The sequence below is a fragment of the uncultured Parasphingorhabdus sp. genome (assembly GCF_963677535.2).
GTDB lineage: Bacteria > Pseudomonadota > Alphaproteobacteria > Sphingomonadales > Sphingomonadaceae > Parasphingorhabdus.
The window spans coordinates 589,221-612,183 of the sequence record NZ_CAXXUT010000001.1 but is presented as its reverse complement, the minus strand read 5'-3'; the positions used below and the strand labels follow the sequence as shown (position 1 = coordinate 612,183).

General features: G+C 56.2%; 23 protein-coding genes. 10 read left to right on the top strand and 13 right to left on the bottom strand.

Going from position 1 to position 22,963, the window contains the following annotated elements; all coding sequences use genetic code 11:
• From ACHZCJ_RS02955 to mazG, 3 genes are read left to right on the top strand one after another with little or no spacing between them, the layout of a single operon-like run.
• The gene (locus tag ACHZCJ_RS02955) at positions 1-771 is read left to right on the top strand and encodes an MBL fold metallo-hydrolase (protein WP_321323752.1); all 771 of its coding nucleotides are present in this window, start codon (positions 1-3) and stop codon (positions 769-771) included.
• Between the two features lie 4 nt (positions 772-775).
• Complete coding sequence (locus tag ACHZCJ_RS02950; protein ID WP_321323750.1) at positions 776-1,393, top strand: TIGR02281 family clan AA aspartic protease; 618 nt, start codon at positions 776-778, stop codon at positions 1,391-1,393.
• Between the two features lie 53 nt (positions 1,394-1,446).
• Positions 1,447-2,190, top strand: coding sequence for a nucleoside triphosphate pyrophosphohydrolase (gene mazG / locus ACHZCJ_RS02945; RefSeq protein WP_268893894.1), 744 nt, complete (start codon positions 1,447-1,449; stop codon positions 2,188-2,190).
• 4 nt (positions 2,191-2,194) lie between these two features.
• Here the strand turns inward: mazG and hflX are convergent, their stop codons facing one another.
• The 8 genes from hflX to ACHZCJ_RS02905 form a co-directional block, all read right to left on the bottom strand.
• Positions 2,195-3,493, bottom strand: a complete 1,299-nt coding sequence (gene hflX, locus ACHZCJ_RS02940) for a GTPase HflX (protein ID WP_321323748.1) — start codon at positions 3,491-3,493, stop codon at positions 2,195-2,197.
• Positions 3,490-3,984 (bottom strand): RNA chaperone Hfq, encoded by a 495-nt coding sequence (gene hfq, locus ACHZCJ_RS02935; protein ID WP_089132374.1) that lies wholly within the window; start codon positions 3,982-3,984, stop codon positions 3,490-3,492. Before hfq ends, hflX begins: the two co-directional genes overlap by 4 nt.
• Positions 3,985-4,116: 132 nt before the next feature.
• The gene (locus ACHZCJ_RS02930) at positions 4,117-5,499 is read right to left on the bottom strand and encodes a sigma-54 dependent transcriptional regulator (RefSeq protein WP_159642903.1); all 1,383 of its coding nucleotides are present in this window, start codon (positions 5,497-5,499) and stop codon (positions 4,117-4,119) included.
• Positions 5,500-5,508: 9 nt separating this feature from the next.
• Positions 5,509-7,809 carry an ATP-binding protein gene (locus tag ACHZCJ_RS02925; protein ID WP_321323742.1) on the bottom strand — a complete coding sequence of 767 codons (2,301 nt, stop codon included), beginning with the start codon at positions 7,807-7,809 and terminating at the stop codon, positions 5,509-5,511.
• Positions 7,810-7,906: 97 nt separating this feature from the next.
• On the bottom strand, positions 7,907-9,328 hold the full coding sequence (ntrC, locus tag ACHZCJ_RS02920) for a nitrogen regulation protein NR(I) (RefSeq protein ID WP_159642907.1): 1,422 nt from the start codon (positions 9,326-9,328) through the stop codon (positions 7,907-7,909).
• Between the two features lie 14 nt (positions 9,329-9,342).
• Positions 9,343-10,416, bottom strand: a complete 1,074-nt coding sequence (locus tag ACHZCJ_RS02915) for a nitrogen regulation protein NR(II) (protein ID WP_159642909.1) — start codon at positions 10,414-10,416, stop codon at positions 9,343-9,345.
• A complete protein-coding gene (gene dusB / locus ACHZCJ_RS02910) occupies positions 10,416-11,411 on the bottom strand; it encodes a tRNA dihydrouridine synthase DusB (protein WP_159642911.1) in 996 nt (331 codons plus the stop codon). Before dusB ends, ACHZCJ_RS02915 begins: the two co-directional genes overlap by 1 nt.
• A 108-nt stretch (positions 11,412-11,519) precedes the next feature.
• On the bottom strand, positions 11,520-12,122 hold the full coding sequence (locus ACHZCJ_RS02905; RefSeq protein ID WP_321323738.1) for a hypothetical protein: 603 nt from the start codon (positions 12,120-12,122) through the stop codon (positions 11,520-11,522).
• On the opposite strand from ACHZCJ_RS02905, the gene ACHZCJ_RS02900 reads away from it, so the two are divergent.
• Positions 12,121-12,270: a hypothetical protein gene (locus tag ACHZCJ_RS02900; RefSeq protein ID WP_321323736.1), complete on the top strand. Its 150-nt coding sequence runs from the start codon at positions 12,121-12,123 to the stop codon at positions 12,268-12,270. The genes ACHZCJ_RS02905 and ACHZCJ_RS02900 overlap by 2 nt on opposite strands.
• Before the next feature lie 88 nt (positions 12,271-12,358).
• On the opposite strand, the gene ACHZCJ_RS02895 is transcribed toward ACHZCJ_RS02900, so the two are convergent.
• Together ACHZCJ_RS02895 and ACHZCJ_RS02890 are read right to left on the bottom strand one after the other, a co-directional pair.
• Positions 12,359-12,796: a hypothetical protein gene (locus ACHZCJ_RS02895; protein WP_321323735.1), complete on the bottom strand. Its 438-nt coding sequence runs from the start codon at positions 12,794-12,796 to the stop codon at positions 12,359-12,361.
• Positions 12,797-12,843: 47 nt separating this feature from the next.
• Entirely contained in the window at positions 12,844-13,779 is a 936-nt protein-coding gene (locus ACHZCJ_RS02890) for an IS1595 family transposase (RefSeq protein ID WP_321323733.1), read from the bottom strand.
• Between the two features lie 149 nt (positions 13,780-13,928).
• Here ACHZCJ_RS02890 and ACHZCJ_RS02885 point away from each other — a divergent pair, with 149 nt between their 5' ends.
• Genes ACHZCJ_RS02885 through ACHZCJ_RS02875 form a run of 3 tightly spaced genes read left to right on the top strand, consistent with a single transcriptional unit; the run spans position 13,929 to position 16,153 of the window.
• Positions 13,929-15,101 carry a bifunctional 2-C-methyl-D-erythritol 4-phosphate cytidylyltransferase/2-C-methyl-D-erythritol 2,4-cyclodiphosphate synthase gene (locus ACHZCJ_RS02885; RefSeq protein ID WP_321323731.1) on the top strand — a complete coding sequence of 391 codons (1,173 nt, stop codon included), beginning with the start codon at positions 13,929-13,931 and terminating at the stop codon, positions 15,099-15,101.
• Positions 15,102-15,103: 2 nt separating this feature from the next.
• Positions 15,104-15,622: a hypothetical protein gene (locus tag ACHZCJ_RS02880; protein ID WP_159642915.1), complete on the top strand. Its 519-nt coding sequence runs from the start codon at positions 15,104-15,106 to the stop codon at positions 15,620-15,622.
• Positions 15,623-15,637: 15 nt separating this feature from the next.
• The gene (locus ACHZCJ_RS02875; RefSeq protein ID WP_159642926.1) at positions 15,638-16,153 is read left to right on the top strand and encodes a CinA family protein; all 516 of its coding nucleotides are present in this window, start codon (positions 15,638-15,640) and stop codon (positions 16,151-16,153) included.
• Here the strand turns inward: ACHZCJ_RS02875 and ACHZCJ_RS02870 are convergent.
• Together ACHZCJ_RS02870 and lipA are read right to left on the bottom strand one after the other, a co-directional pair.
• The gene (locus ACHZCJ_RS02870) at positions 16,102-16,587 is read right to left on the bottom strand and encodes a type II toxin-antitoxin system RatA family toxin (protein WP_159642928.1); all 486 of its coding nucleotides are present in this window, start codon (positions 16,585-16,587) and stop codon (positions 16,102-16,104) included. The genes ACHZCJ_RS02875 and ACHZCJ_RS02870 overlap by 52 nt on opposite strands.
• Entirely contained in the window at positions 16,574-17,527 is a 954-nt protein-coding gene (gene lipA / locus ACHZCJ_RS02865; protein WP_159642930.1) for a lipoyl synthase, read from the bottom strand. Before lipA ends, ACHZCJ_RS02870 begins: the two co-directional genes overlap by 14 nt.
• Positions 17,528-17,591: 64 nt before the next feature.
• Here lipA and ACHZCJ_RS02860 point away from each other — a divergent pair, with 64 nt between their 5' ends.
• The 3 genes from ACHZCJ_RS02860 to putP all read left to right on the top strand — a co-directional run bounded on the left by ACHZCJ_RS02860 (position 17,592) and on the right by putP (position 20,988).
• Positions 17,592-18,233 (top strand): carbonic anhydrase, encoded by a 642-nt coding sequence (locus tag ACHZCJ_RS02860; protein ID WP_159642932.1) that lies wholly within the window; start codon positions 17,592-17,594, stop codon positions 18,231-18,233.
• 297 nt (positions 18,234-18,530) lie between these two features.
• Complete coding sequence (locus ACHZCJ_RS02855; RefSeq protein ID WP_159642934.1) at positions 18,531-19,295, top strand: NYN domain-containing protein; 765 nt, start codon at positions 18,531-18,533, stop codon at positions 19,293-19,295.
• Between the two features lie 220 nt (positions 19,296-19,515).
• Positions 19,516-20,988 (top strand): sodium/proline symporter PutP, encoded by a 1,473-nt coding sequence (gene putP / locus ACHZCJ_RS02850; protein WP_321323725.1) that lies wholly within the window; start codon positions 19,516-19,518, stop codon positions 20,986-20,988.
• A gap of 135 nt (positions 20,989-21,123) precedes the next feature.
• Here putP and ettA read toward each other — a convergent pair whose 3' ends face one another.
• Positions 21,124-22,803 (bottom strand): energy-dependent translational throttle protein EttA, encoded by a 1,680-nt coding sequence (gene ettA, locus ACHZCJ_RS02845; protein ID WP_159642938.1) that lies wholly within the window; start codon positions 22,801-22,803, stop codon positions 21,124-21,126.
• Positions 22,804-22,963: the final 160 nt, after the last annotated feature.

Sequence of the window (22,963 nt, the reverse complement as noted above, 5' to 3'; positions counted from 1 at the left end):
GTGGCTTTGAAACTGACGATACTGGGATGCGGGACGTCCGCGGGTGTGCCCCGGATCGGCAATGACTGGGGCGATTGTGACCCGAATGAGCCGAAAAACCGACGAAGCCGGGTGTCCATTCTGATTGAAAGCGCCGCCACCCGAATTCTGGTCGATACATCGCCCGATCTGCGCAACCAGTTTCTCGATAATGGAATAGACCGGATCGACGCAGTCATCTGGACGCATGATCACGCTGATCATTGCCACGGGATCGATGATCTCAGGGCGGTGTTCCAGCAGAAGCGTCAGCCAATTCCGGGCTATGCCCGTCCATTCGCACTCAAGAGCCTGCAACATCGCTTCGCTTATGCTTTCGAGGGACATAAATATTATCCGTCGATCTGCGAGGCCCAAATATTGGACGGTGATATTACCATTGGCGACATCATGGTTCGCCACGTCGACCAGCCGCATGGCGGTATTACTTCAGCCGGACTGCGGTTCGAACTTCAGGGGCGATCGATCGTCTATGCCACCGATTTTGGCGAGGTTACTGCCGATATGCGCGCCCTGTATCACGGTTGCGATCTGCTGGTCGTCGATGCGTTGCGCGATGAACCGCATCCCACGCATGCGCATCTGGAAATGACACTGGATCTGATCGAAGACGTCCAGCCGAAGTTGAGCCTGTTGACACATATGGACAAGTCGATGGATTATCACCATCTTGTGTCCATATTGCCCAATCATATCCGGCCCGCTTTCGACGGCTTTGTGAAAGAAATCTGAAACCTTGACGGAAGATCAGAATATTAACCTTGTTTTCGCTATCGGTGCTCTGGTGCTGGTCGCGAGTGCGTTATTCTCGCGGCGGATTGGCCTTGGCGAGATTGTGCGAACGGCCCTGGTGTGGGTTGCGATCTTTGGGCTGTTCATCGTCGGGTTCTCGTACAAGCAGGAAATATTGGCTGTCTGGAGTCGGGTTTCCGGAGAATTAAACGGTTCGCATGACCAAGTCGTGGTTGGTGAAACCTTGCGGATACGGCAATCGGCTGATGGCCATTTCTGGGTGGATGCAAAGGTTAACGCGACGCCGGTACGGTTCCTGATCGATAGCGGCGCGACCACGACCGCTATGGCATTGCGTACGGCGCAGGCTGCGGACATTGATATCAGCAGCAGCCCGTTTCCGGTCGTTCTCAGCACCGCCAATGGGTCGGTCGAGGCGCAGCGCGGTGTTATCCAGTCTATCCAGGTCGGACCGCTGAAAATGCAGGATCTGCCGGTAGTGGTCGCGGAAGAATTTGGTGACGCCAATGTGATCGGCATGAATTTTTTGTCAAAACTGGGTAGTTGGCGCGTAGCGGGGGGTGAAATGGTGCTGGAACCCGCGACACCAGATAACCGGTAATTTAACATAATATATATTATCACTCTTAATGACGGATTAGAACGGAAACGCCTTTGATCGATCCCCTGCTGAAAATCATGCGACATTTGCGCGATCCTGACGACGGTTGTGACTGGGACAAGGTTCAGACGTTCGACAGCATTGCGCCTTATACGATCGAAGAGGCCTATGAGGTTGCCGACGCGATACAACGCAAGGATATGTTGGCACTCAAGGATGAATTGGGCGATCTCCTGCTTCAGGTTGTATTTCATAGCCAGATCGCGGCTGATGCCGGAAAATTCGAGTTTGGCGATGTCGTGACTTCGATTTGCGACAAGATGATGCGACGGCATCCGCATATTTTCGGCACGGCCGAACAGAGCCCGGGCTGGGAACAGATCAAGGCTGACGAACGTGCTCAGACGGGACAGTCCAGCGCGCTTGATGGTGTGGCGCTCGCCCTGCCCGCCCTGCTGCGTGCCCAGAAAATCCAGAAACGGGCGGCGCGGGTCGGATTTGACTGGCCTGACAAAGAACCGGTGAAAGAAAAGTTGCTGGAGGAACTGGACGAAGTTGCAGCCGCTACCAGTGAGGCGGACATCCATGAGGAAATCGGTGACCTGCTGTTTTCTGCGGTCAATCTGGCCCGCCATTACAAGGTCGATGCAGAACGCGCGCTAGTTGATGCTACGGATAAATTCATCCTGAGATTCAATCGGATAGAGTCAAATGTTGACGGAGACATGCAAGATATGTCGCTTGAGGAACTGGAGGCTGAATGGCAAAAGGCCAAGGATTGCCCGGCCGACGGCTGAACCTTCAACCCAATGCGTCAAAACGACCCCAATTGCGGGGTGACATTTCAACCGCCACCTTCAGCTTGTCACCATCTTGATCGCTGCTCAGAACCCGCCCATTTTCGTGCAACCAGGCCATTTTTTTGCCGTCGGATGCCTCGATGATTACCGTATCCGATTTATAGCCCTCGGACAAAGTTCTGGAAATCATGTTGACCAGATCTTCCACGCCTTCACCACTCGCGGCAGAAATTGTGCAGACATTGTCGGGCAATGGTGACGATATCCGTTCAAATTGCGGGTCATCGGGGCCTATCTTGTCAATCTTGTTCCATGCCTCGATTACAGGGGGCCCCTCGCCTGCTTCTTGCGAAACGCCGAGTTCGGCCAATATCTGCCTGACATCGCGGGCCTGGGCATCGCTGGCCTCGTGCGAAATATCTCGCACATGCACAACAATATCGGCGGCGCTCACCTCTTCGAGGGTCGCCCGGAAAGCGGCAACCAGTTGCGTCGGCAGATCGGAGACGAAGCCCACCGTATCCGACAATATCGCCTTGTCATATCCCGGCAGCGGGAATTCCCGCATCGTGGGGTCAAGCGTGGCGAAGAGGAGGTCTTCGGCAAAGACTTCGGCACCGGACAGACGGTTGAACAGTGTCGATTTGCCGGCATTGGTATAGCCAACCAGCGCGATTACCGGCCAGGGCGCCCGCTGCCTGCGTTCGCGATGCAGCGCGCGAGTCTTGCGCAAATGGGCCAGATCCTTACGCAATTTGGCCATGCGGTCGCGGATCATCCGGCGATCAGATTCAATCTGGGTCTCGCCCGGCCCGCCCAGAAAGCCGAAACCGCCGCGCTGCCGCTCCAGATGGGTCCAGCTGCGGACAAGCCGGCCGGCCTGATAATCGAGATGGGCGAGTTCCACCTGAAGACGGCCCTCCGCAGTCGCGGCGCGGGCCCCGAATATTTCGAGAATTAGGCCCGTACGATCGATGACCTTGACTTCCAGCTTTTCTTCAAGATTGCGTTGCTGGATCGCGCTGAGACTGCCGTCAACGATCAGTATCGACGCTTCCTGTTCCTGCATCATCTTGCGGATCTGGTCCACCTGCCCCGAACCGAATAGCGTTGCCGGCTTGGGGTTGCGTACAGAAAAATAGTGGGAACCGGTCGCGACCAGTCCGATCGCAAGGGCGAGGCCTACGGCTTCTTCAAGGCGATGTTCGAGCGCAGACTGGCTCAGCGACACCATGTCGGGATGTACGACGAGCGCTTTTTGGCTCTTGCTGTCGAGACTGTCCTTCTCAAATGGTATCAATGCGCACCATCATCTGCATTGTTATAATCCGCCAGATTGAGGGGGCCGCCGGGCTGCACGGTGGATATCGCATGTTTGTACACCAGTTGCGACAGCCCTTCCCGTTCGAGTAGGATACAGAAAAGGTCATGGGCCGCAACTTCGCCTTGCAACATCACGCCGTTGACCAGAAACATGGTGACCGGATCATTGCTGTCCCGCACCGCGGTCAGGAATACTTCCTGCAGCACGCCGGGCCGGTTCTTTGCCTTGTCCATCAGATCGGAGAAAGGCTGCGTGTCCAGTGATTCCGACGGCATGATGGTCGAAATGGCATGTTTGTACACCAGCTGGGATTGGCCGTCGCGGCGCAATAGCACGGAAAAATTGTCGAACCAGGTGACAATGCCCTGCAGCTTGACGCCCTTGACCAGAAACATGGTGACAGGGGTTTTTGATTTGCGGAGGGAGTTCAGGAATAAATCCTGCAAGTTGTTAGATTTATCGGTCATATTTGACTCCAGTTATTGGCCAGCTTTGCGATGGCATATTATTATTTCTCTGACGGCATCTGCTCTTCTCGGGGAGCCTTTGTCATCGTATATGATATTCGGCCTGTCTCGACAACCGTCAAGCCTGCTTTCTCACTCGACGTCGGATTTCTTTCGTGAAGCAAGGCCCAATATCTTCAATTTCCGATGCAGGGCCGACCGCTCCATGCCGATGAAATTGGCGGTTTTCGAGATGTTGCCGGAAAAGCGACGGATTTGTACTTTCAGATATTCGCGTTCGAAGCTCTCCCGTGCTTCGCGCAAAGGGGAGCCCATGAGCGATGCGACGCCCTGATCGAGATCATCGTCATTGCCAAGCACTTCCGGCGGCAACATCTCGACCTCTATCTTCGCAAAATTATCTTTTGGCGCCAGGATGATCGTCCGCTCGACGACATTGCGCAACTGGCGGACATTGCCCGGCCAGTCACAGGCTTGCAGGGCCGCCATGGCTTCATCGGTAATTTCCGGTGGTTGCAGGCGCTGTTCGGCCGCAAATCGCGCGGCATAGTGGTCGACGAGAACCGGAATATCCTCCCGCCTCTGGTTGAGCGGCGGCAGCACGACCGGCACTACGTTGAGCCGGTAGAAGAGATCCTCCCGGAAGCGCTTCTCGCGGATTTCGACTTCCAGATCCCGCGACGTCGCTGATACAACCCGGACATCGACATTCACCTTTTGCGACCCCCCAAGCCGGTTGAAACTCTGCTCGGTTAGGACCCGCAATATCTTGCCCTGGGTATCCAGCGGCATATCAGCGACTTCGTCGATGAACAGCGTTCCGCCATGGGCTTCCTCCATCAGCCCGGTTTTTTCTATCTTGCCGTTGCGTTCGGTGCCGAACAATTCTTCTTCCACGCTTTCGGGCGAAAGCCGGGCAGCGCTGATGGTGACAAAGGCGGCATCGGAGCGCGAGCTCCAATTATGCATCAGCCGCGCGGCAACTTCCTTGCCCACCCCGGCGGGGCCGGAAATCAGCAGGCGGCTCCCGGTTCCGGCGACGCGTTTCAGCGTGGCGCGCACGTTATTCACGGCAGCCGAGTTGCCGGTCAGTTCATCGGCGAAGCCGACGCGGGCCTTGAGAATTTCATTCTCCCGGCGCAGCCGGTCTGTTTCGGTGGCTCTGGATACCAGATGCAGCAGATGTTCGGCTTCAAACGGTTTCTCGATAAAATCGACCGCGCCCTGCGAGATAGCGGCGACCGCCGTGTCGATATTGCCATGGCCGGAGATGACGATGATCGGCATTTTGGCGTCGAGCTGTTTCAGCTCGGTCAGCAGTTCCAAGCCGTCAAGACGCGATCCTCTGAGCCAGACGTCCAGTAGAACCAGAGATGGACGCCGCTCGTTGACCGCGGCCAGCGCCGCGTCACTGTCGGCGGCCACCCTGGTCGTATAGCCCTCGTCCTCCAGAACTCCGGATATCAGATCACGGATATCGGGTTCGTCGTCGACAACCAGAATATCTAACGCCATGTTGAACCTCTATTCCTCATTCGTTTCATTGTGCTGTTCGCTATTGTCCCCGTTCGGTCCCTTGTCAGGGGCATTGTCCGGATTTTCTGTATCTCCGTGGCTCAGCCGCGCCAGTTGCGATGGGCTGAACCGGATCGTCACCCGGGTGCCACCTTGCGGAGCATCGCTGAACTTCATTTCACCGAAATGTTCCTCGATGATTTTCTTGACGATCGCGAGGCCCAGTCCGGTGCCGCTGGCCCGGGTTGTCATGTAAGGCTCGACGATCCGGTCTCGTTCGATTGGCAGCCCGATGCCATTGTCCGTCAATTCGATTGCGACAATCTGGTTCTCGCTCCGGATTTCCAGATCGATCTGACCGTCTGACAGTTGAAAATCTGCACTGGATTCTGCTCGTTGCTCAATTGCTTCTGCAGCATTTTTGATAATATTGGTGAATGCCTGTCCAAGCTGCCGCCGGTCGCAGACCAGCGATACAGGCTGAACGTCCGCGTTAAAATTAAATGTGACAGACGGCCATGCTACATCCTGCATGAACAACGCCTGCTTCAGGATATCGTCCAGATTCTCCCGCCGGAAAACCGGTTTCGGCATGCGTGCGAAGGAAGAAAATTCATCGACAATATTGCGCAGATCACCAACCTGGCGGATGATCGTATTGGTAAGATTTTCAAAAATGCTGACATCGTCGGTCATCCGCGCACCGAATCTGCGCTGCAGCCGTTCGGCGGCCAGCTGGATCGGGGTCAGGGGATTCTTGATTTCGTGCGCGATGCGCCGGGCTACGTCAGACCAGGCTGCCCGTCGCTGGTCGAGCAACTGCTGGGTGATATCTTCAAAGGTGATAACATGACCGGTCGGTCCGCCGACAATTTTGACCGCCAGGGTGCGCATGTCGGAATCGGTAGCAAATTCGATGATGCTATTTTCCACTCCATCCTGAACAAGACTTGCAAATTGCGGGGCGGCTTTGCCGATATCGGCCTCAAGCAGATCGTCGATCGGCTTGGAAAGCAGCGACTGCGCTTGTGAATTGACCAGCCCGATCTCGCCTTTTTCATTTACACTGATGATCCCGGCGGTGACCGATTCCAGTACAGCTTCGATGAAGGCACGCCGGCTGCCGAGCTGTTCATTGGCTGTTATCAGCGCGGTCGTCTGGGTTTCCAGCCGCTCGGTCATGCGGTTGAACGCCCGCCCCAGCGTGCCGATTTCGTCATTTTCAAAGGTCGTCGGTACCCGGGTGGCAAGATCGCCTTCGGTGACCCGTTTGGCCGCGTGGACGAGGTCGCTGACCGGTTTCACCATGCGGTCGGCAACCGCCAGCGCGATCCACAAGACCAGCCCGACAATCAGTAACGAAATGACGAACAGGGCTATGTTGAACTGCAATTGCAGGCTGCGCGATCGCGAGAATAGGTCTTCATAGTCGGCGAGAACCGATTGTGCCCTCTCCCACTGGCTCAGCGCCAGCATATCGGAGTCGCGCGCCGCGTAGAGAAAAATGCGGGAATTCAGGTCGAGCGCGGTAACCGCCTCGATCTTGTCCGGCCTTGCGGTGACCACATAGCTTTGCCCTTGCTCCAGTTGCTTGAGAACGGCATCGGTTATCTTGGGTTGCTGGTCGGTGTCATCGGGATCCACCGCCGCCGCCGTCCTGGCGACACCATCCGCCCCATATTCGATGATCGCCGATTCATTGAGCTTTCTCGACAACACCTGAAACACATAGCCTTCGGCAAATTGCGGGCTTTCCAGTTCGGCCTGCTGCAAATAGTTGCGCAGGTCATTGGCCATGGTGATGGTCTCTTCTCCCACTTCGCGCTGGTTTTGCTCATAATAGCCGCGCGCAAGATCATTGGCATTTTCCAGCATGCCGCGGGCGCGATCAGAAAACCAGAATTCGACGCCATATTGGAACAATAATGATGCAAAGATTACAACCAGCACCATCGGGATGCTGGCGACCAGCGAGAACAGGGCCACCAACCGGACGTGCAGGCGGCCCTTGCTGCCGATTGACGATTGCGCAGCCCTGCCCTTCGCGATCCGGCGTCCGAACAGCACCAGCAAGGTCATCGCCGGAATCAGGTTCGCCACCAACAAAGCGGCGGTCAGCGGCGGTGAAATGAAGTCGGTCTGGTCGGATTGCGTACTCAGCAGGAAATAGGTGCCCAGCATGATCGTGCCGAACAGCAGCGCGACAATCCATTCGACCCGCCGCATGACCGCTTCTTTCTCGGCCATTAGCGACAGGCGGCGCAGCCAGAGGGGGACACGCTGTTCCGTCAGGGGGGGAGACACTGTCATTGTGCTTTCAATACAACGGAATCGTTGCAAAAAAAGCACTAATATTGTAAAAATATCACGGTTGAGCGAAGCAATCCGTCAGTTCATCGCGAAGACGTCATTTCGACTCGGATGGATCGATCTGATATTCGTTCAGCTTCTTGCGCAATGTATTGCGGTTGATACCCAGAATTTTTGCCGCCTTGATCTGGTTTCCATGGGCATGGTGCATCATTTCGGACAGCAGCGGTTTTTCGAATTTCTCCAGCGCCTGCGTATAGAGATTCTCCTTTTCCGGCGCGGCCATCAGGTCCAGCACGATTGCCTTGATATGCGCTTCAAACTCCATATTTGCCGCCTGGCCCCGGTCCTCGCTGCGTTCGGTCGCGAGAATTTGGCGAATGGCGTCTTCCGACAGCGTGTCCTCCCTGCCGGTCACGACCAGACGGTAGATAACATTTTTCAGTTCCCGGACATTGCCGCGCCAATAATGGTGGCAAAGCAGGTTCATTCCTTCCTCGGAAATTTGCTTGTGGGGCAGTCCTTCGGTCACCGCAAGCTTGAGGAAATGCTTGGTCAGCGCCGGAATATCGCTGGCGCGTTCCCGTAGCGGCGGCAATTCGATCGGCACCACATTGATCCGGTAATAGAGATCCTCGCGGAACTTTCCCTGCTCAATCAGATCGAGAAAATCATGATTGGTGGCGGCAATGATCCGGACGTCGAGCTTGACTGGCCCCTTGCCGCCTACGCGGTTGATTTCGCCAGATTGCAGAGCGCGCAGCAACCGGGTCTGGGCGTGCATCGGCATGTCGCCGATTTCGTCGAGGAACAGGGTGCCGCCCTGCGCCTGTTCGAACTTGCCCGAGGCATTGGCAACAGCGCCGGTGAAAGCACCCTTTTCGTGGCCGAACAGCTCCGCTTCGATCAGTTCCGAGGGGATCGCGGCCATATTGACCGCGACAAATGGTCCGGATTTGCGGTGGCCAAGCCCGTGAATTGCCTCGGCTACCAGTTCCTTGCCGGTACCCGATTCGCCAAGCACGAGCACTGACAGATCGTTTTTCAGCAGTCGGGCGATCATCCGGTAAACTTCCTGCATCGCCGGACTGCGTCCGACCAGCGGCAGGCTCTCCTCGTCCATCGAAGGCTCTACCGGCTGAATATTCTTCGGTTTCAGCGCCTGGCCCACGACCTGTACCAGTTCGTCGAGATCAAAGGGCTTGGGCAGATATTCAAACGCTCCCGTTTCCGAGGCGCGGACCGCGGTGTTGAGGGTGTTCTGAGCGGAAATGATAATGATCGGAATATCGGGATGGGTCGCCTTGACGCTGTCGAGCGAGGAAATCCCGTCGCCATCCCCTTCGCCCAGCCCGACATCGGTAAGCAACAGATCATAATGGCTGCTCGACATCAGCGCGTCGCGTTCGGCGATCGACTTGCAATTCTCCACTTCGTAGCCCTCGGCGCGCAGAGCGGTGATGATAACATGGCTGACCGACAGATCGTCTTCTACCAATATGATTTTTTCTTTGGCCATGATATTTCCTGACGTCAGTTTTTCGGTGCAACGGGAAGAAATAGAGTGAACCGGCTCATTTCGTCCTGGTTCTCGCGATCGTAGCGGATCCGGCCGTTCATATCCCGCATCAGCTTTTTCACCAGTGCGAGGCCCAGCCCCTGCCCTTCCTTTTTGGTCGAGACGAAGGGCGAGAATATTTCCCGTTCCAGTTCGGCGGGGACGCCCGGGCCGTTGTCGCAGACCATGATCTGGATTGGCAGACGGACCGCGGCCGTTTGGCCCTGAGCCGAGAGCGAAGCGCCGAAACTGTAGCGGGTGATGATGCGGATCTTCGGGTCGGGCAGATGTTTGGTGGCATCGACGGCGTTGGCGAGCAAGTTGGTCAATACCTGCATCATTGCATCCGGATCGATCAGCGCGTCGGGCAGAGACGGGTCAAATTTGTCCCGGATTTTAACTGCCTGACCGGTGGCCGCCTCGGTCGATCGCCGGGCTCGATCGATCAATGTGTGAATATTGACCGCCTTGGTCTGTGCCGGCTGATTGGACGACAAGGTCTGCATCCGGTTGAGCAGATTGACTACCCTCTCCACTTCAGCCGTAATCATCTGGGTCAGCGGTTTCTGGCTGTCGTCAAGCTGCCGGTCGAGCAGCTGAGCCGCGCCCTTGATCGCCGCCAACGGGTTTTTTATCTCGTGGCTGAGAATGTCCGGCGCGCGAATGGCGAGATTGGACGGATCATTATTCTCATTTTCGAGGATGGGGCCATCCTGCGGCATGGGTGAAAGCGAAATCAGCCGCCACAGCGATTCCGAGGCGAGCGGATGAATGTCGAAATCGACGATCCCCAATTTGCGCTCGTCACCGGAGATCATCACGCCACGTGCAGTCAGGCTGATGTCCCGTTCGGTCAGCGCCGCATCCAGCCGAGGATCGGAAAAATGCAAAATCTGGTCAATCCTGCGACCGACCAGATGTTTGGCGCTGGTGCCAAAAAGCGCTTCGCCTGCAGGATTGACCCGGGTCACCATATGATCCGAGTCGACGATCAGGAGCGCGTGGCTGAGCCCGGACAGTATCAGTTCAGCCGGAGGCGTCCCGTCCATCAAGCGGCCGCTTTGTTCAGCCAGGGCGAATAAAATTCCTCGAGCATTTCGAGCACGACATAGGGATCGTTCTCGCTATTGGCCCGATTGCGAAATTCAGCAGATCCGGTCAGGCCTTTGGTATACCAGCCGATGTGCTTGCGTGCCACCTTGACGCCAACATGGTCGCCATAGAGTTTCAGCATGTCGCGATAATGTTCGTCGAGAATGGCATATTGCGTGGCAATATCCGGATCCGGCAGATGTTCCCCGGTCTTGAACCAGTGCATGAACTGCCCGAGCAGCCAAGGTTTTCCATAGGCACCGCGGCCGATCATCACGCCATCAGCACCGCTTTGTTCGAGCGCTTTCTGCCCGTCTTCAATTGAACAAATGTCGCCGTTAACGATCACCGGCAGTGAAACCGCTTGCTTGACCTTGCTGACGAAGGCCCAGTCAGCGCTATCCCGGTACATCTGGCATCGGGTTCTGCCATGTACGACAATCATTTTCGCGCCCAGGTCTTCTGCGATACGGGCAAGTTCCGGCGCGTTCAGGCTCTGATGATCCCAGCCCATGCGCATTTTTACGGTCACCGGCACCTTGACCGCCTCGACCGTCGCCTTGATCAGCGAGGCCGCCAGCGGGAGGTCGCGCATCAGCGCCGAGCCGGCATCACCATTGACGACCTTCTTTACCGGGCAGCCCATGTTGATATCGATAATCTGGGCGCCGCGATCCTCATTCAGTCTGGCAGCGTCAGCCATTACCGCCGGGTCACAGCCGGCGAGTTGCATCGAGACCGGTTCTTCGGTCGCATCCCACGCGCATTTCTGCAGCGACTGGCGGGTTTCGCGGATCATCGCCTGGCTGGCAATCATTTCGGTGACATTGAGACCGGAGCCAAATCGACGGACCAACTTGCGGAACGGCAAATCGGTGACGCCGGTCATCGGCGCCAGAATGACCGGGCTGTCAATTTTCAAGTCACCAATGAAGATGGGATCAATTTTCATATCTACTGCCTAAATTTTGGCAACTATATACTTTACTTAGCAGCATATGAGTCGCCCGAATTGAAAGACAGATAGATGGCAGATAAAAATAACGCAAATGAAGGTGGCTTAGCCCCAGAAATTACCGAACAGATGCTTCGTGCGGGCATAGAAGCTCTTTGCGATACCGACCCCGCCTTCGGGTTCCCTTATAGGGATGCTGTGGAGGCGATTTTTAGAGCCATGATCGCTCATTCTCCAATTTCCAATGTCGGTCATTAACTCCAGAGTTTTGTTGGATAGAGCATTAATCTCATCTCCTAAATCCTTTAAATCGTAAGCAGTTAACACAGTATGCTTATTGGGTTCCGGAAGCCTCGGCATTGTAAGGGTGTATTCCCCATCAATTTTTCCGGATTTGTGGACGCCGTGAACAGCCGTGTTGCGTCTTTCCGCCAGTTTTTTGTCTGTAACTTCTGCGCGGATCGCCCGAAGTCGCTTTTGGAGTGGCGGAGGTAAATTATGACGCTTAGCTAAGTTTATGGCCATATTCAACCTAGGACGCCAATCTAGCCCACCATAGATAATATCCCCGTGCTCAGCGGGTATGACTTCGATTGTGTATATGATAAATAAGACATGATGCTCAAATAGCGCCCATTGCATTGATACAAAGCCTATGGTCGCCAAAAACTTAAGTTCATCAGGAATTTCAGGCTGGATATTAGACATGACTAAACCCGATCAAAAAGAAGACGACACATACTCCGAAGCGGAGACGGATGCACGGCGCGAAGCTGTGCTGAAAAATATTCTATCGACTCCGCCCAAGCCGCTTAAAGATAGCAAGAAGGGCGTCAAAAAGTCTCGCAAGAAATAATCGGGGGTAATGAGGCCGCCAATGCCTGCCAATTGTGGTGTATGGAAATCGGAACAATACTAATAATATGCAACGCGCTCGTCATAGTTCAATCGTTTTTCTTGATGCGAATGAGCCAGCGCTGGCTCATTTTAGGTCGCGTCTTTGAAGACGCACAAACTAGAGCGAATGAATCTGATTTTGATCCAGTTACTATTAATGGCAATTCAACATCAGGCAACGCCTTGCCGACTGAGGTTAGCCAAGATCTTGCGATTGAACCTCCGCTATCAAGTTCAAAATCATTTCTCGCAAAACCGCAGCCGATAGGCCAAAGCAGCCGAATTGATGTAATCTTCCAGTGGCCGCTTTCAGGCCCTTGCAAACTCAACGTTTCGTGACTCAGGACTGTAGTTTCTGGCAGATAAGGTCGCTTTTGAAGCGCCATCTTTTTGCTGAATCGAAAGCTACGCCAAGATAAAAATAGTGCGAGCAATGAAACCGTTAGAGCTAGTCCTGATATTAAATCTGCATTTTCAATTGCCATAATACCTCTTCCTGCGCTCCCCAATCCTAACCGCAGTCAGAGCGTATTTAGGCTGCGAGCCTATCAACCCGCCGATAGGTCAGATAGGTCAGGCGCTTGCCTTCAATGCCCTTTAGAACAGCAGCAGAACGCTCGCCATCGGTAATATCGCGGTGATTGTAACGGAAATCAAATTCAGCGGTGTAGCGGCTTAGGTGTTGCTCGCTCCAATGGTGATAGGTTCCGATAACGCCGCGCTTCATAATGGAAAAGAAGTTTTCGACTGTATTGGAGTGAACAACGCCGTGTTTCACATATTCGCCAAGCGAGTGCTTGGTTGAAGCATGGCCAGCAAACTCTTTGCCCGTCTTGATATATCCGGAATGTTCGTCGGTCATCAACCAGCTTTTGCGGTCAGCATTTTGAACCAGAACCGAGCGTAGCGAAGGGCCGGTCACGCTTGCAACGTGGAAGCTGCGAACATCACCTTCGCGTTCGACCAGAGCCACAACAGCCTGCTTTTTAACCATGCTAGAGCCGCTGCCGGAGCGCTTGTGGGCGTGGCGGTTCTTATCCTTGCCGCCGATGTATGTTTCATCAGCTTCAACGATCTTGCCAGCGCCGCCCAAAGGGTCGGGATTAATGGGCGTCATGGCTTCGCGGATGCGGTGGCAAAGGAACCAAGCCGTTTTATAGGTTACGCCGATGTTGCGAGCGATCTGGCTGGCCGAAATGCCCTTCTTGCTGGATGACAGCAGGTGCATGGCCAGAAGCCATTTATGAAGCGGAACGTGAGAGCGTTCCATAACAGTGCCGGTGCGAACGGTGAATTTATCGCGGCAATCGTTGCACTGGAAATAGCCAGCCTGGGTCTTGCCCTTTAGGCGCGTTGCATTGACAGATCCGCAGTGAGGGCAGCTAGGCTCGCCATTCCAGCGCGATACCTCGATATGCCTCGCGGCAGCTTCTTCATTGTGGAAAATAGGGTCTGTAAGGTTGGTCATTGCAAGGCTTCTTTCTGTTGCCTATTGTATGACACATTATGGCTGCTAAGTAAAGTATATAGTTGCCTAAATTTTAAGCAGCCTCTACCGATAAATCAATTTCGAGGCAAGAATTGCTTCATCCTCTTTCTCGGCGTAGATCGCGAGTCATGGTTGCATCCTCCGATCCTTCCCAGCAGACCCACGCTCTGATTGTAGCCGCCGGTGTCGGCGCGCGGTCGGGACTGGACCTGCCCAAGCAGTTTGAAACCATTGGCGGCAAGCCGATGATCCGGCACAGCGTGGAAAGATTGTCCTCCCATCCCGCTGTCGACCGGATATGGATCGTGATTGCCGAGGGGCAGGAAGACATGCTAAATCAATCGCTTGTCTCCTTTCCCTCGCACAATATCGTGATCGGCGGAACGACCCGCCAGCGGTCGGTCTATAACGGGCTGATGGCGATTTTGCGTGCCGGTGGCGCCCGATATGTTCTTGTCCATGACGCCGCACGGCCCTTTGTGCCGGATGTGGTGGTCAACCGGCTCCTCGACCAGCTGGAGCGGGCGCCTGCTGCTATTCCGCTGCTGCCCTGCGTTGACACAATGGTGCAACTGAACGGTAACCAGCTCGATCGGACGGTTGATCGCAACAGCCTGTGGCGCGTGCAGACGCCGCAAGCCTTCGATTTTCAGAAGCTTGTTGCGGCCCATGAAAATTTCACCGCAGACAAAGATGCCAGCGATGATGCGCAGATTTTTCGCGCCGCTGGACATGAGGTTTCGACCGTCGCGGGTGACGAAGCGCTCAGGAAATTTACATTGCCCGCCGATTTTTCGGCAGAAGGAACGGAGATTATGCACCAGACGCGTACCGGGATGGGCTATGATGTCCACCGATTGGTTGCCGGTGAGCAGTTATGGCTGGGTGGCGTTAAAATCGATCACGAGAAAGGTCTTGCCGGACATAGCGATGCTGATGTCCTGCTCCACGCGTTGACGGACGCCCTGCTCGGAACAATAGCTGCTGGCGATATTGGCGACCATTTCCCGCCGTCGGATCCGCAATGGCGTGGCGTTGCTTCTGCGCATTTTGTGGAACATGCAGTGAAACTGATTGTTGAAAAAGCCGGCTTGATCCAGAATGTCGATATGACGATCATCTGCGAGGCGCCCAAGATCGAGCCGCACCGCGAAGCCATTCGACAGAATATCGCGTCCCTGCTCCAGCTTGACCTGGATCGTGTCAGCGTTAAAGCGACCACGACCGAGGCGCTTGGCTTCACGGGGCGCGGGGAAGGCATAGCGGCGCAAGCCATTGCCACGATTCTATTGGAAGGATGAGAATGAAGAAGCTTGCATCTTGCGTCACTCTAATCAGCGCGCTCAACATCGGTGCTGCCCAGGCCGCAGAAACGCAGGCCTGTGTCTCTGCCGAACAGGCCAATGCGATATTCACGTATATTCTGCCCGTTATTTTTGATGCTGCGGGATCAAAATGCAGCCCCTATCTCGACGAGAATGCGGCATTGTTGCAGCAGAACTCACAATCCTATCAGAAATATAGCATCGCTTCGGAGCAGGCCTGGCCGACAGCCAAGCACGGAATCAAGATCATGTTCGATGAAAAGATGCCGGAAAGCATGGATGTTGATGCCATGCGGCCCTTCCTCGATGGTCTGGTCAGCGCCATGGTCAACGATGGCATCAAGCCCAAAAGCTGCACCACGATCAGCGAAGCCTATACATTGCTGGAACCGCTGCCGCCGGCTAATGTTGGTGGATTGATCGGATTGTTCATGAAGCTGGGAACTGACCGTGAGAAAAAGCCGCCGATAATTATTTGTGAAAACACGGAGAAATAGGGTAGCCGCACTTTCATGCAAAATCTTCTTCCCCCAGAGCTTGCCGCATTGGCGGCCCAAGTCATCGAGCAGAACCGCAAGATTGGCAGACGGATTACCGTAGCCGAAAGCTGCACCGGCGGTCTGGTTGCCGCCGCGCTGACCGAGGTGGCTGGCAGCAGCGACGTATTCGATTGCGGCTTCATCACCTATTCCAATGACGCCAAGCAGTCGATGGTGGGAGTCAGCGGTGATCTGCTCGAGACCTTTGGTGCGGTGTCCATCGCGGTCGCCTGGGAAATGGCGCAGGGGGCGCTCGAGCGCTCGGGCTGCGATGTCGCAGTGGCGATCACCGGAGTTGCAGGACCCGGCGGCGGGACCGAGAAAAAGCCGGTCGGTACGGTTGTCTTTGCCAAGGCCGAGAAGGGTAAAAGCGCCGAGGATGTTGTGGCCGACCGCAAGAATTTCGGCGACGACCAGAGCCGCGCCGATATCCGCTTTCAGGCGGTGCGGGTGGCGCTGGAACTGCTGCTGCCCGAAGAAAGCGCGTAGCTGCCGCCATATATTTCGCCGGCGCGGTCAACAAAGGCACTGGTCATCTTGTGCAGCGCCTTGGCGAACATCTGTCCGGCCAGTTTTTCGAACATGCGGTTTTTAAAGGTAAACTCCACGTAAAAGTCGACATGACAACCGCCACCGTCACGCGAGCGGAAGCGCCATTCATTGTGTAACTGCTTCAGCGGACCGTCGAGATAATCCACGTCGATCGACTCGTTCCGGACCTTGATCACCCGAGACGAGAATTGCTCGCGCAGCCCCTTGAATCCGACGAGGACATCGGCGAGCATCTCGGTCTCGTTATCGGCCCTGATCCGCGTGCCGACAACCCAGGGCAGAAACTCCTGATAGCGTCCTACATCCGCCACCAGCGCATACATTTGCGCGGCGCTGTAGGGCAGATCGCGGGTTTCCCTATGGACGGGCATTCAGGTCACCGGACCGCGCCAGTTTTTCCTCGCGCGCCTGGCGCATCTTCGCAAAATCCTCACCGGCGTGATAGCTGGAACGGGTCAGCGGGCTGGATGCGACCAGCAGGAAGCCCTTGGCCCGGGCGACCGACGCATAAGCGTCAAAGGCCTGCGGCTTGACGAATTCGCTGACTTTTACATGTTTCGTCGTCGGCTGCAGATATTGGCCCATGGTCAGGAAATCAATATCAGCGCTGCGCATATCGTCCATCACCTGATGCACTTCCAGCCGCTGTTCGCTCAGGCCCAGCATGATGCCCGACTTGGTGAAGATCGACGGATCGAGTCGCTTGACCTGCTCGAGAAGGCGCAGCGACGCATAATAGCGCGCACCGGGACGGATTGTCGGATAGAGCCGCGGGACAGTCTCCAGATTGTGATTATAGACGTCGGGACGGGCGGCGACGATGGCCTCGACCGCTGCTTCGGTCTTGTTACGAAAATCCGGTGTCAATATTTCAATCGTGGTTTTCGGTGTCGTCCGGCGTAAAGCCTCGATCACTTTCACGAACTGGCTGGCGCCGCCATCGGGCAGATCGTCGCGATCCACCGAGGTGATAACGATATGTTCCAGACCCAGTTTGGCGGCGGCATCGGCCGTGTGCTGCGGCTCCAGCGGGTCCACCGGCATCGGCATGCCGGTCTTGACGTTGCAGAAGGCGCAGGCCCTTGTGCAGACATCACCCAGGATCATCACGGTGGCATGCTTCTTGGTCCAGCATTCGCCGATATTCGGGCAAGCCGCCTCTTCGCAAACCGTGTTAAGCTTATGCTCGCGCATCAGTGCGCGAGTCTTCTCGAATTCCGTCCCCATCGGGGCTTTGACGCGGATCCAGTCGGGCTTGCGCAGGCGTTCGGGGCGGGGTTCCGGCGGGGTGATCTTGGTGATTTCGTTCATTTCTATCAGATAGGGAAAGAAAACCGCTCTTGCCACCCCCAAAACCGGTGATATGGATCGAAACATGACAAAATTTGCAGACCTGCTCGACGGCTATCGCCGCTTTCGTTCCGACCAATGGCATACCCAGCGGGAGCGCTGGGATGAACTCAAGGAAGGCCAGAGCCCGAAGGTGATGATCATCGCCTGCAGCGACAGCCGCGTGGACCCGACCCAGATATTCGATACCAACCCCGGCGAGACCTTCATTGTCCGCAATGTGGCGGCGCTGGTGCCTCCGTTCGAGACCACACCGGGACAGCATGGCGTCTCGGCAGCGCTCGAATTTGCCGTCCAGTTTCTTCAGGTCGAGGAAGTGGTCGTCATGGGCCATGGCAGCTGCGGCGGTTGCGCCGCGGCTTTGTCCGAGCAGATGAAGGACATGCCCCACGGCAAAGGCGGGTTTATCGCCGACTGGATCACCCTGCTCGACGACGCGCGGGCCAGAGTTGCGCATGAACACGGAGACCTCGACAGCAGCGCCGCCCAACTGGCGATGGAGCATGAAGGGGTCAAGACCAGCCTGGCCAATTTGCGGACATTCCCCTGCATTCAGGAAAAGGAAGCAAATGGCTCGATTCGACTGATCGGCGCCTGGTTCGCGATTGCCGAAGGCAAGCTGCACGTGCTCGATCCGGACGGTGACCATTTCTCGGTCGTGGACTGAAGGGGCCTTGTGAATCCCGTAATTTCAGTGTCTTGATTCGCTATCTTGAGAATGTAACCAATCTTGCCCTTTGGTTTCGCGCCTATTGTGGCGGCGAACTTTACACACTTTACACTGTTATAAAGAAATTCCCTGCTCCCGGAACCAGGTCGCGCTTAGGCGCATGCGCCAGCGGTGTTCGCCGCGCAATCGATATGCTGCCTGTCAAAGAGCCACGCCTCATATAATCGATCCGCCCTGCTGTAGGACAGCGTTTTTCCTCTTGAACGCCCTCCCCGCGCGGTCCATCAAAGCGTCATGAATCAACATAATGACAATATCGCCCTGCTGATCGATTCCGACAATGCCAGCCACAATGGCCTCGATCCCGTGCTGACCGCGCTAGCCGAGCTGGGCACCGTGAATATCCGCCGCGCCTACGGCAACTGGCGCAAGCAGTCGCTCAAGGGATGGGTCGATATATTGCACAAATATGGTGTCGAACCGCAACAGCAGTTCGACATGACCAAGGGCAAGAACGCCACTGACATGAAGATGACGATTGACGCCATGGACCTGCTGTTCGGCGGCAAGGTTACCGGCTTCGGAATTATGAGCAGCGACAGCGACTTCATGCCGCTGGCGATGCGGATCCGGCAGGAAGGCCTGCCCGTCTATGGGTTTGGCAGCGCCAAGACGCCGGAAGCGTTCAAGCAGGCCTGCAGCCGCTTTATCGACGTCGATGCGCTGATCAAGGCGGACAAGCGCCATCGCGCCGGCGCGGGTAAAAGTGACGTCAAGACGGCAGCCAAGGGCGAGGCAGCGAACGGAACCGGCGATAGCAACGGCGGCAAGGTCGACGAAGAACTGCTCAATCTGCTGATCGATGCCTATCAGGCCACCAAACGCGATGCCGAGGGCTATGCCAGCCTCAGCGAAGTCGGCAAGATTGCCGGCAACCGGTCAAGCTTCGACGTTCGCAACTACGGTTTTTCGCGGCTTTCGGAAATGTTCGAAGAGGTTCCGAACTTTCAGACAAAACGTGATGAAAATGGACAGTTATTTGTGAAGCGTTTGCGGTGAGTATGTTTTCCTCCGCGAAGAGGAAGGAACATTAGGGCTGGATCTGGACCGCCACCGGGTTCACTGCAAAATGGTGCGCTCGCCTTCCCCTTCCCCGTAGGCAGGGAGGATGGCAGAGCCCGCAAGCCGGGTTGCGGGACGATCAGCGACAGGAATTCGCAGTTTCCCCCTTCCCAAATGCAACGGGTGACTCGTGCGTCAAAATCGCTATGACCGTCGGATGCAAACCGGAGCCCTCTTTTCACTCGCCCTTTATTTCATATTGATGCTGGCCATCGGCTTTTACGCCTGGCGCAAATCGACAGACAGTAGCGAAGGCTATCTGCTGGGGGGGCGCGATCTCCATCCGGCGGTAGCGGCTCTATCTGCCGGGGCATCCGACATGTCGGGCTGGCTGCTGCTCGGCCTGCCCGGTGCGCTATATGCGGCAGGGCTGGTCGAGGTGTGGATCGGTATCGGCCTGTTTGTCGGCGCGCTGGTCAACTGGATCGTCGTTGCCCCGCGTCTGCGCGCGCAGACGGAAAGCTATGGCAACGCCCTCACCATCCCCCAGTTTCTCGCCAACCGTTTCCCTGACAAGGCGCTCGCGCTCAGAGTGACCTCGGCAATCATCATCGTCCTGTTCTTCGCTGTCTATACCGCAGCCGGCCTTGTCGGCGGCGGCAAATTGTTCGAAACCAGCTTCGCCGGCCTGTTCGGCGACACCGGCATGAGCGATTATATGACCGGCATCTGGATGACCGCCGGCGTGGTATTGGCCTATACGATGGTTGGCGGATTCCTGGCCGTCAGCCTGACCGATTTCGTCCAGGGCTGCATAATGGTCGTGGCGCTGGTGCTGATGCCGATCGTGGTCCTGACCAGCGATGGCGGTTTCAGCGCCGCCAGTGCGCAACTGAACGCGATCGACCCCGATTTTCTCAGCCTGACCGCCGGATTGTCCTTCATCGGCTTCCTCTCGGCCATCACCTGGGGGCTCGGTTATTTCGGACAGCCGCATATCATCGTGCGCTTCATGGCGATCCGTTCGGTGCCGCAAGTGGCCACTGCGCGCAATATCGGCATGAGCTGGATGGGCGTGGCATTGCTCGGCGCGATCGGCGTCGGCATCACCGGCCGCGCCTATGTCGAGGTGAACGGACTGACGCTGGACGATCCGGAGACGATTTTCATCTTGCTGGCCAACACATTGTTCCACCCGCTGATCACCGGCTTCCTGCTCGCCGCATTGCTGGCCGCGATCATGAGCACGATCAGCTCGCAACTGCTGGTTTCCTCCAGCTCGCTGACCGAGGATTTCTACCGCTTGTTTCTGCGCAAGAACGCCAGCGAGCGGGAAACCGTCAATATCGGACGACTGTTTGTGGCGCTGGTCGCGCTGGTCGCCATCTATATCGCCCGCGATCCGGACAGCAAGGTTCTGGGACTGGTCAGCAACGCCTGGGCCGGCTTCGGCGCTGCGTTCGGTCCGCTGATCCTGCTGTCGCTGACGTGGAAGCGGATGACCGGCGCGGGCGCGGTCTCGGGATTGGTTGTCGGCGCCGGCGTGGTGATTCTGTGGATCGCTATGGGCTGGAACAAGGAGTTCCTGGGTGGTCCAGGGGTTTACGAAATTATTCCCGGGTTTGTTGCGGCGCTGGTGGCGATTGTCGGGGTTAGTTTGGCTGGAAAACCGGCTGCACGCCCGGCGTAAAACGTCTTACCGGACTTGATCCGGTATCCAGAGCGGTACCCAATGACTGCAGGGGTTTGACGCTCTGGATACTGAATCACGTTCAGCATGACGATTAGACAGGGTTCCGTCCGTGTTTTTCCGTATCGATCCGTCTCACCTGGTCAATTTCTTGTAGGTCGCCCGGCTCGGTTTCAGCGCATCCTCGCCCAGACGCCGGACCTTGTCCTCCTCATAGGCCTCGAAATTGCCTTCAAACCATTCCACATGGCTGTCGCCTTCGAACGCCAGGATATGGGTTGCCAGACGATCGAGGAAAAAGCGGTCATGCGAGATGACCACGGCGCAACCGGCGTAGCTTTCCAGCGCTTCTTCCAGCGCTGACAGGGTTTCGACGTCGAGATCGTTGGTCGGCTCATCGAGCAACAGCACGTTGCCGCCCTCTTTCAGCATCCGCGCCATATGCACGCGGTTGCGTTCACCGCCGGAAAGCTGGCCGACCTTCTTCTGCTGGTCGGTGCCCTTGAAGTTGAAGGCACCGACATAGGCGCGGGTCGACATTTCATGCTTGCCGAGTGTCATATAGTCATGGCCGTCGGAAATCGCTTCCCAGACATTCTTGTTCGGGTCGAGTTCGTCGCGACTCTGGTCGACATAGCCCAGCTTGACCGTGTCGCCGATCGACACGCTGCCGCTATCCGGCTCTTCCTGACCGATCAGCATCTTGAACAGGGTTGATTTGCCCGCGCCATTGGGGCCGATGACGCCGACGATGCCGCCGGGTGGCAGGGTGAAACTGAGATCGTCGATCAGCAGCTTGTCGCCAAAGCCCTTCGAGAGATGGTCAACCTCGATCACCTTGCCGCCGAGCCGTTCGGGGGTCTGGATGAGGATTTGCGCTTTGCCCGGATCGCGATTTTCCTGGGCCTCGACCAGCTGGTCGAAACTTTTGATACGCGCCTTGGACTTGGTCTGGCGACCCTTGGGATTTTGTCGCATCCAGGCCAGTTCGTCGCTGATCGCTTTCTGCTTGCCCTTGTCCTCGCGGGCTTCCTGCTCCAGCCTTTTGGCTTTCTTCTCCAGATAGAGCGAATAATTGCCTTCATAGACATAATAGCGGCCACGATCGAGTTCGAGCATCCAGTTCACGACATTGTCGAGGAAATAGCGATCATGGGTTACCATGATGACATTGCCGGGATATTCGCGCAGATGGTTTTCCAGCCAGGAAACCGATTCCGCATCAAGATGGTTGGTCGGCTCATCGAGCAGCAATATGCTGGGTTTCTCTAGCAGCAGACGGCAGAGCGCGACGCGGCGCTTTTCACCGCCGGACAGATTGTCGACCGCGCTGTCGCCGGGCGGGCAGCGCAGGGCCTCCATCGCGATTTCCAGCTGGTTGTCGAGCGTCCAGCCATCAACCGCATCGATTTTTTCCTGCAGCACACCCATTTCTTCCATCAGCGCATCGAAATCGGCGTCTTCGGGCGGATCACCCATCAATTCTGTGATCTCGTTGAAGCGGCGGATATGATCGGCAATCTCGCCGACACCATCCATCACATTTTCCTTGACCGTCTTGCTCTCGTCGAGCTCGGGCTCCTGTTCCAGATAGCCGACGGTAATCCCGTCTCCGGCCCAGGCCTCACCGGTAAATTCTGTGTCCTTGCCGGCCATGATCTTCATCAGGGTCGATTTGCCGACGCCGTTCGGACCGACAATGCCGATCTTGGCATCGGGATAAAATTGGAGACTGATATTATCCAGTACCGGCTTCTGCTTGTTCTGGTAGGTCTTGGACAGACCCTTCATGACGAAGGAATATTGGGCGGCCATGTTAAATTCTCTCTTGTTCAAGTGCCGTTAGCCCCGAGCCTGTCGATCGTGCTGATGGCTCAGCATGGCCGGGGAGGCGCAGCATTAACGGAAAAATCGGGCTTGTTTGATGGTCCATGTAGCTATTCCGTCCGCCGGTCGCAAGAGACCATTGGCCAGC

Excerpts from the sequence above, each read along its gene's own strand:
- ACHZCJ_RS02900 (WP_321323736.1), top strand. The coding sequence starts at position 12,121 with ATGACTAAACCCGATCAAAAAGAAGACGACACATACTCCGAAGCGGAG.
- ACHZCJ_RS02925 (WP_321323742.1), bottom strand. The coding sequence starts at position 7,809 with ATGACAGTGTCTCCCCCCCTGACGGAACAGCGTGTCCCCCTCTGGCTG.
- ACHZCJ_RS02855 (WP_159642934.1), top strand. The coding sequence starts at position 18,531 with ATGAATCAACATAATGACAATATCGCCCTGCTGATCGATTCCGACAAT.
- ACHZCJ_RS02930 (WP_159642903.1), bottom strand. The coding sequence starts at position 5,499 with ATGGCGTTAGATATTCTGGTTGTCGACGACGAACCCGATATCCGTGAT.
- ACHZCJ_RS02880 (WP_159642915.1), top strand. The coding sequence starts at position 15,104 with ATGAAGAAGCTTGCATCTTGCGTCACTCTAATCAGCGCGCTCAACATC.
- hfq (WP_089132374.1), bottom strand. The coding sequence starts at position 3,984 with ATGACCGATAAATCTAACAACTTGCAGGATTTATTCCTGAACTCCCTC.
- ACHZCJ_RS02905 (WP_321323738.1), bottom strand. The coding sequence starts at position 12,122 with ATGTCTAATATCCAGCCTGAAATTCCTGATGAACTTAAGTTTTTGGCG.
- ACHZCJ_RS02890 (WP_321323733.1), bottom strand. The coding sequence starts at position 13,779 with ATGACCAACCTTACAGACCCTATTTTCCACAATGAAGAAGCTGCCGCG.
- ACHZCJ_RS02885 (WP_321323731.1), top strand. The coding sequence starts at position 13,929 with ATGGTTGCATCCTCCGATCCTTCCCAGCAGACCCACGCTCTGATTGTA.
- putP (WP_321323725.1), top strand. The coding sequence starts at position 19,516 with ATGCAAACCGGAGCCCTCTTTTCACTCGCCCTTTATTTCATATTGATG.
- ACHZCJ_RS02860 (WP_159642932.1), top strand. The coding sequence starts at position 17,592 with ATGACAAAATTTGCAGACCTGCTCGACGGCTATCGCCGCTTTCGTTCC.
- lipA (WP_159642930.1), bottom strand. The coding sequence starts at position 17,527 with ATGAACGAAATCACCAAGATCACCCCGCCGGAACCCCGCCCCGAACGC.
- ACHZCJ_RS02870 (WP_159642928.1), bottom strand. The coding sequence starts at position 16,587 with ATGCCCGTCCATAGGGAAACCCGCGATCTGCCCTACAGCGCCGCGCAA.
- ntrC (WP_159642907.1), bottom strand. The coding sequence starts at position 9,328 with ATGGCCAAAGAAAAAATCATATTGGTAGAAGACGATCTGTCGGTCAGC.
- ACHZCJ_RS02915 (WP_159642909.1), bottom strand. The coding sequence starts at position 10,416 with ATGGACGGGACGCCTCCGGCTGAACTGATACTGTCCGGGCTCAGCCAC.
- ettA (WP_159642938.1), bottom strand. The coding sequence starts at position 22,803 with ATGGCCGCCCAATATTCCTTCGTCATGAAGGGTCTGTCCAAGACCTAC.
- ACHZCJ_RS02875 (WP_159642926.1), top strand. The coding sequence starts at position 15,638 with ATGCAAAATCTTCTTCCCCCAGAGCTTGCCGCATTGGCGGCCCAAGTC.
- ACHZCJ_RS02895 (WP_321323735.1), bottom strand. The coding sequence starts at position 12,796 with ATGGCAATTGAAAATGCAGATTTAATATCAGGACTAGCTCTAACGGTT.
- dusB (WP_159642911.1), bottom strand. The coding sequence starts at position 11,411 with ATGAAAATTGATCCCATCTTCATTGGTGACTTGAAAATTGACAGCCCG.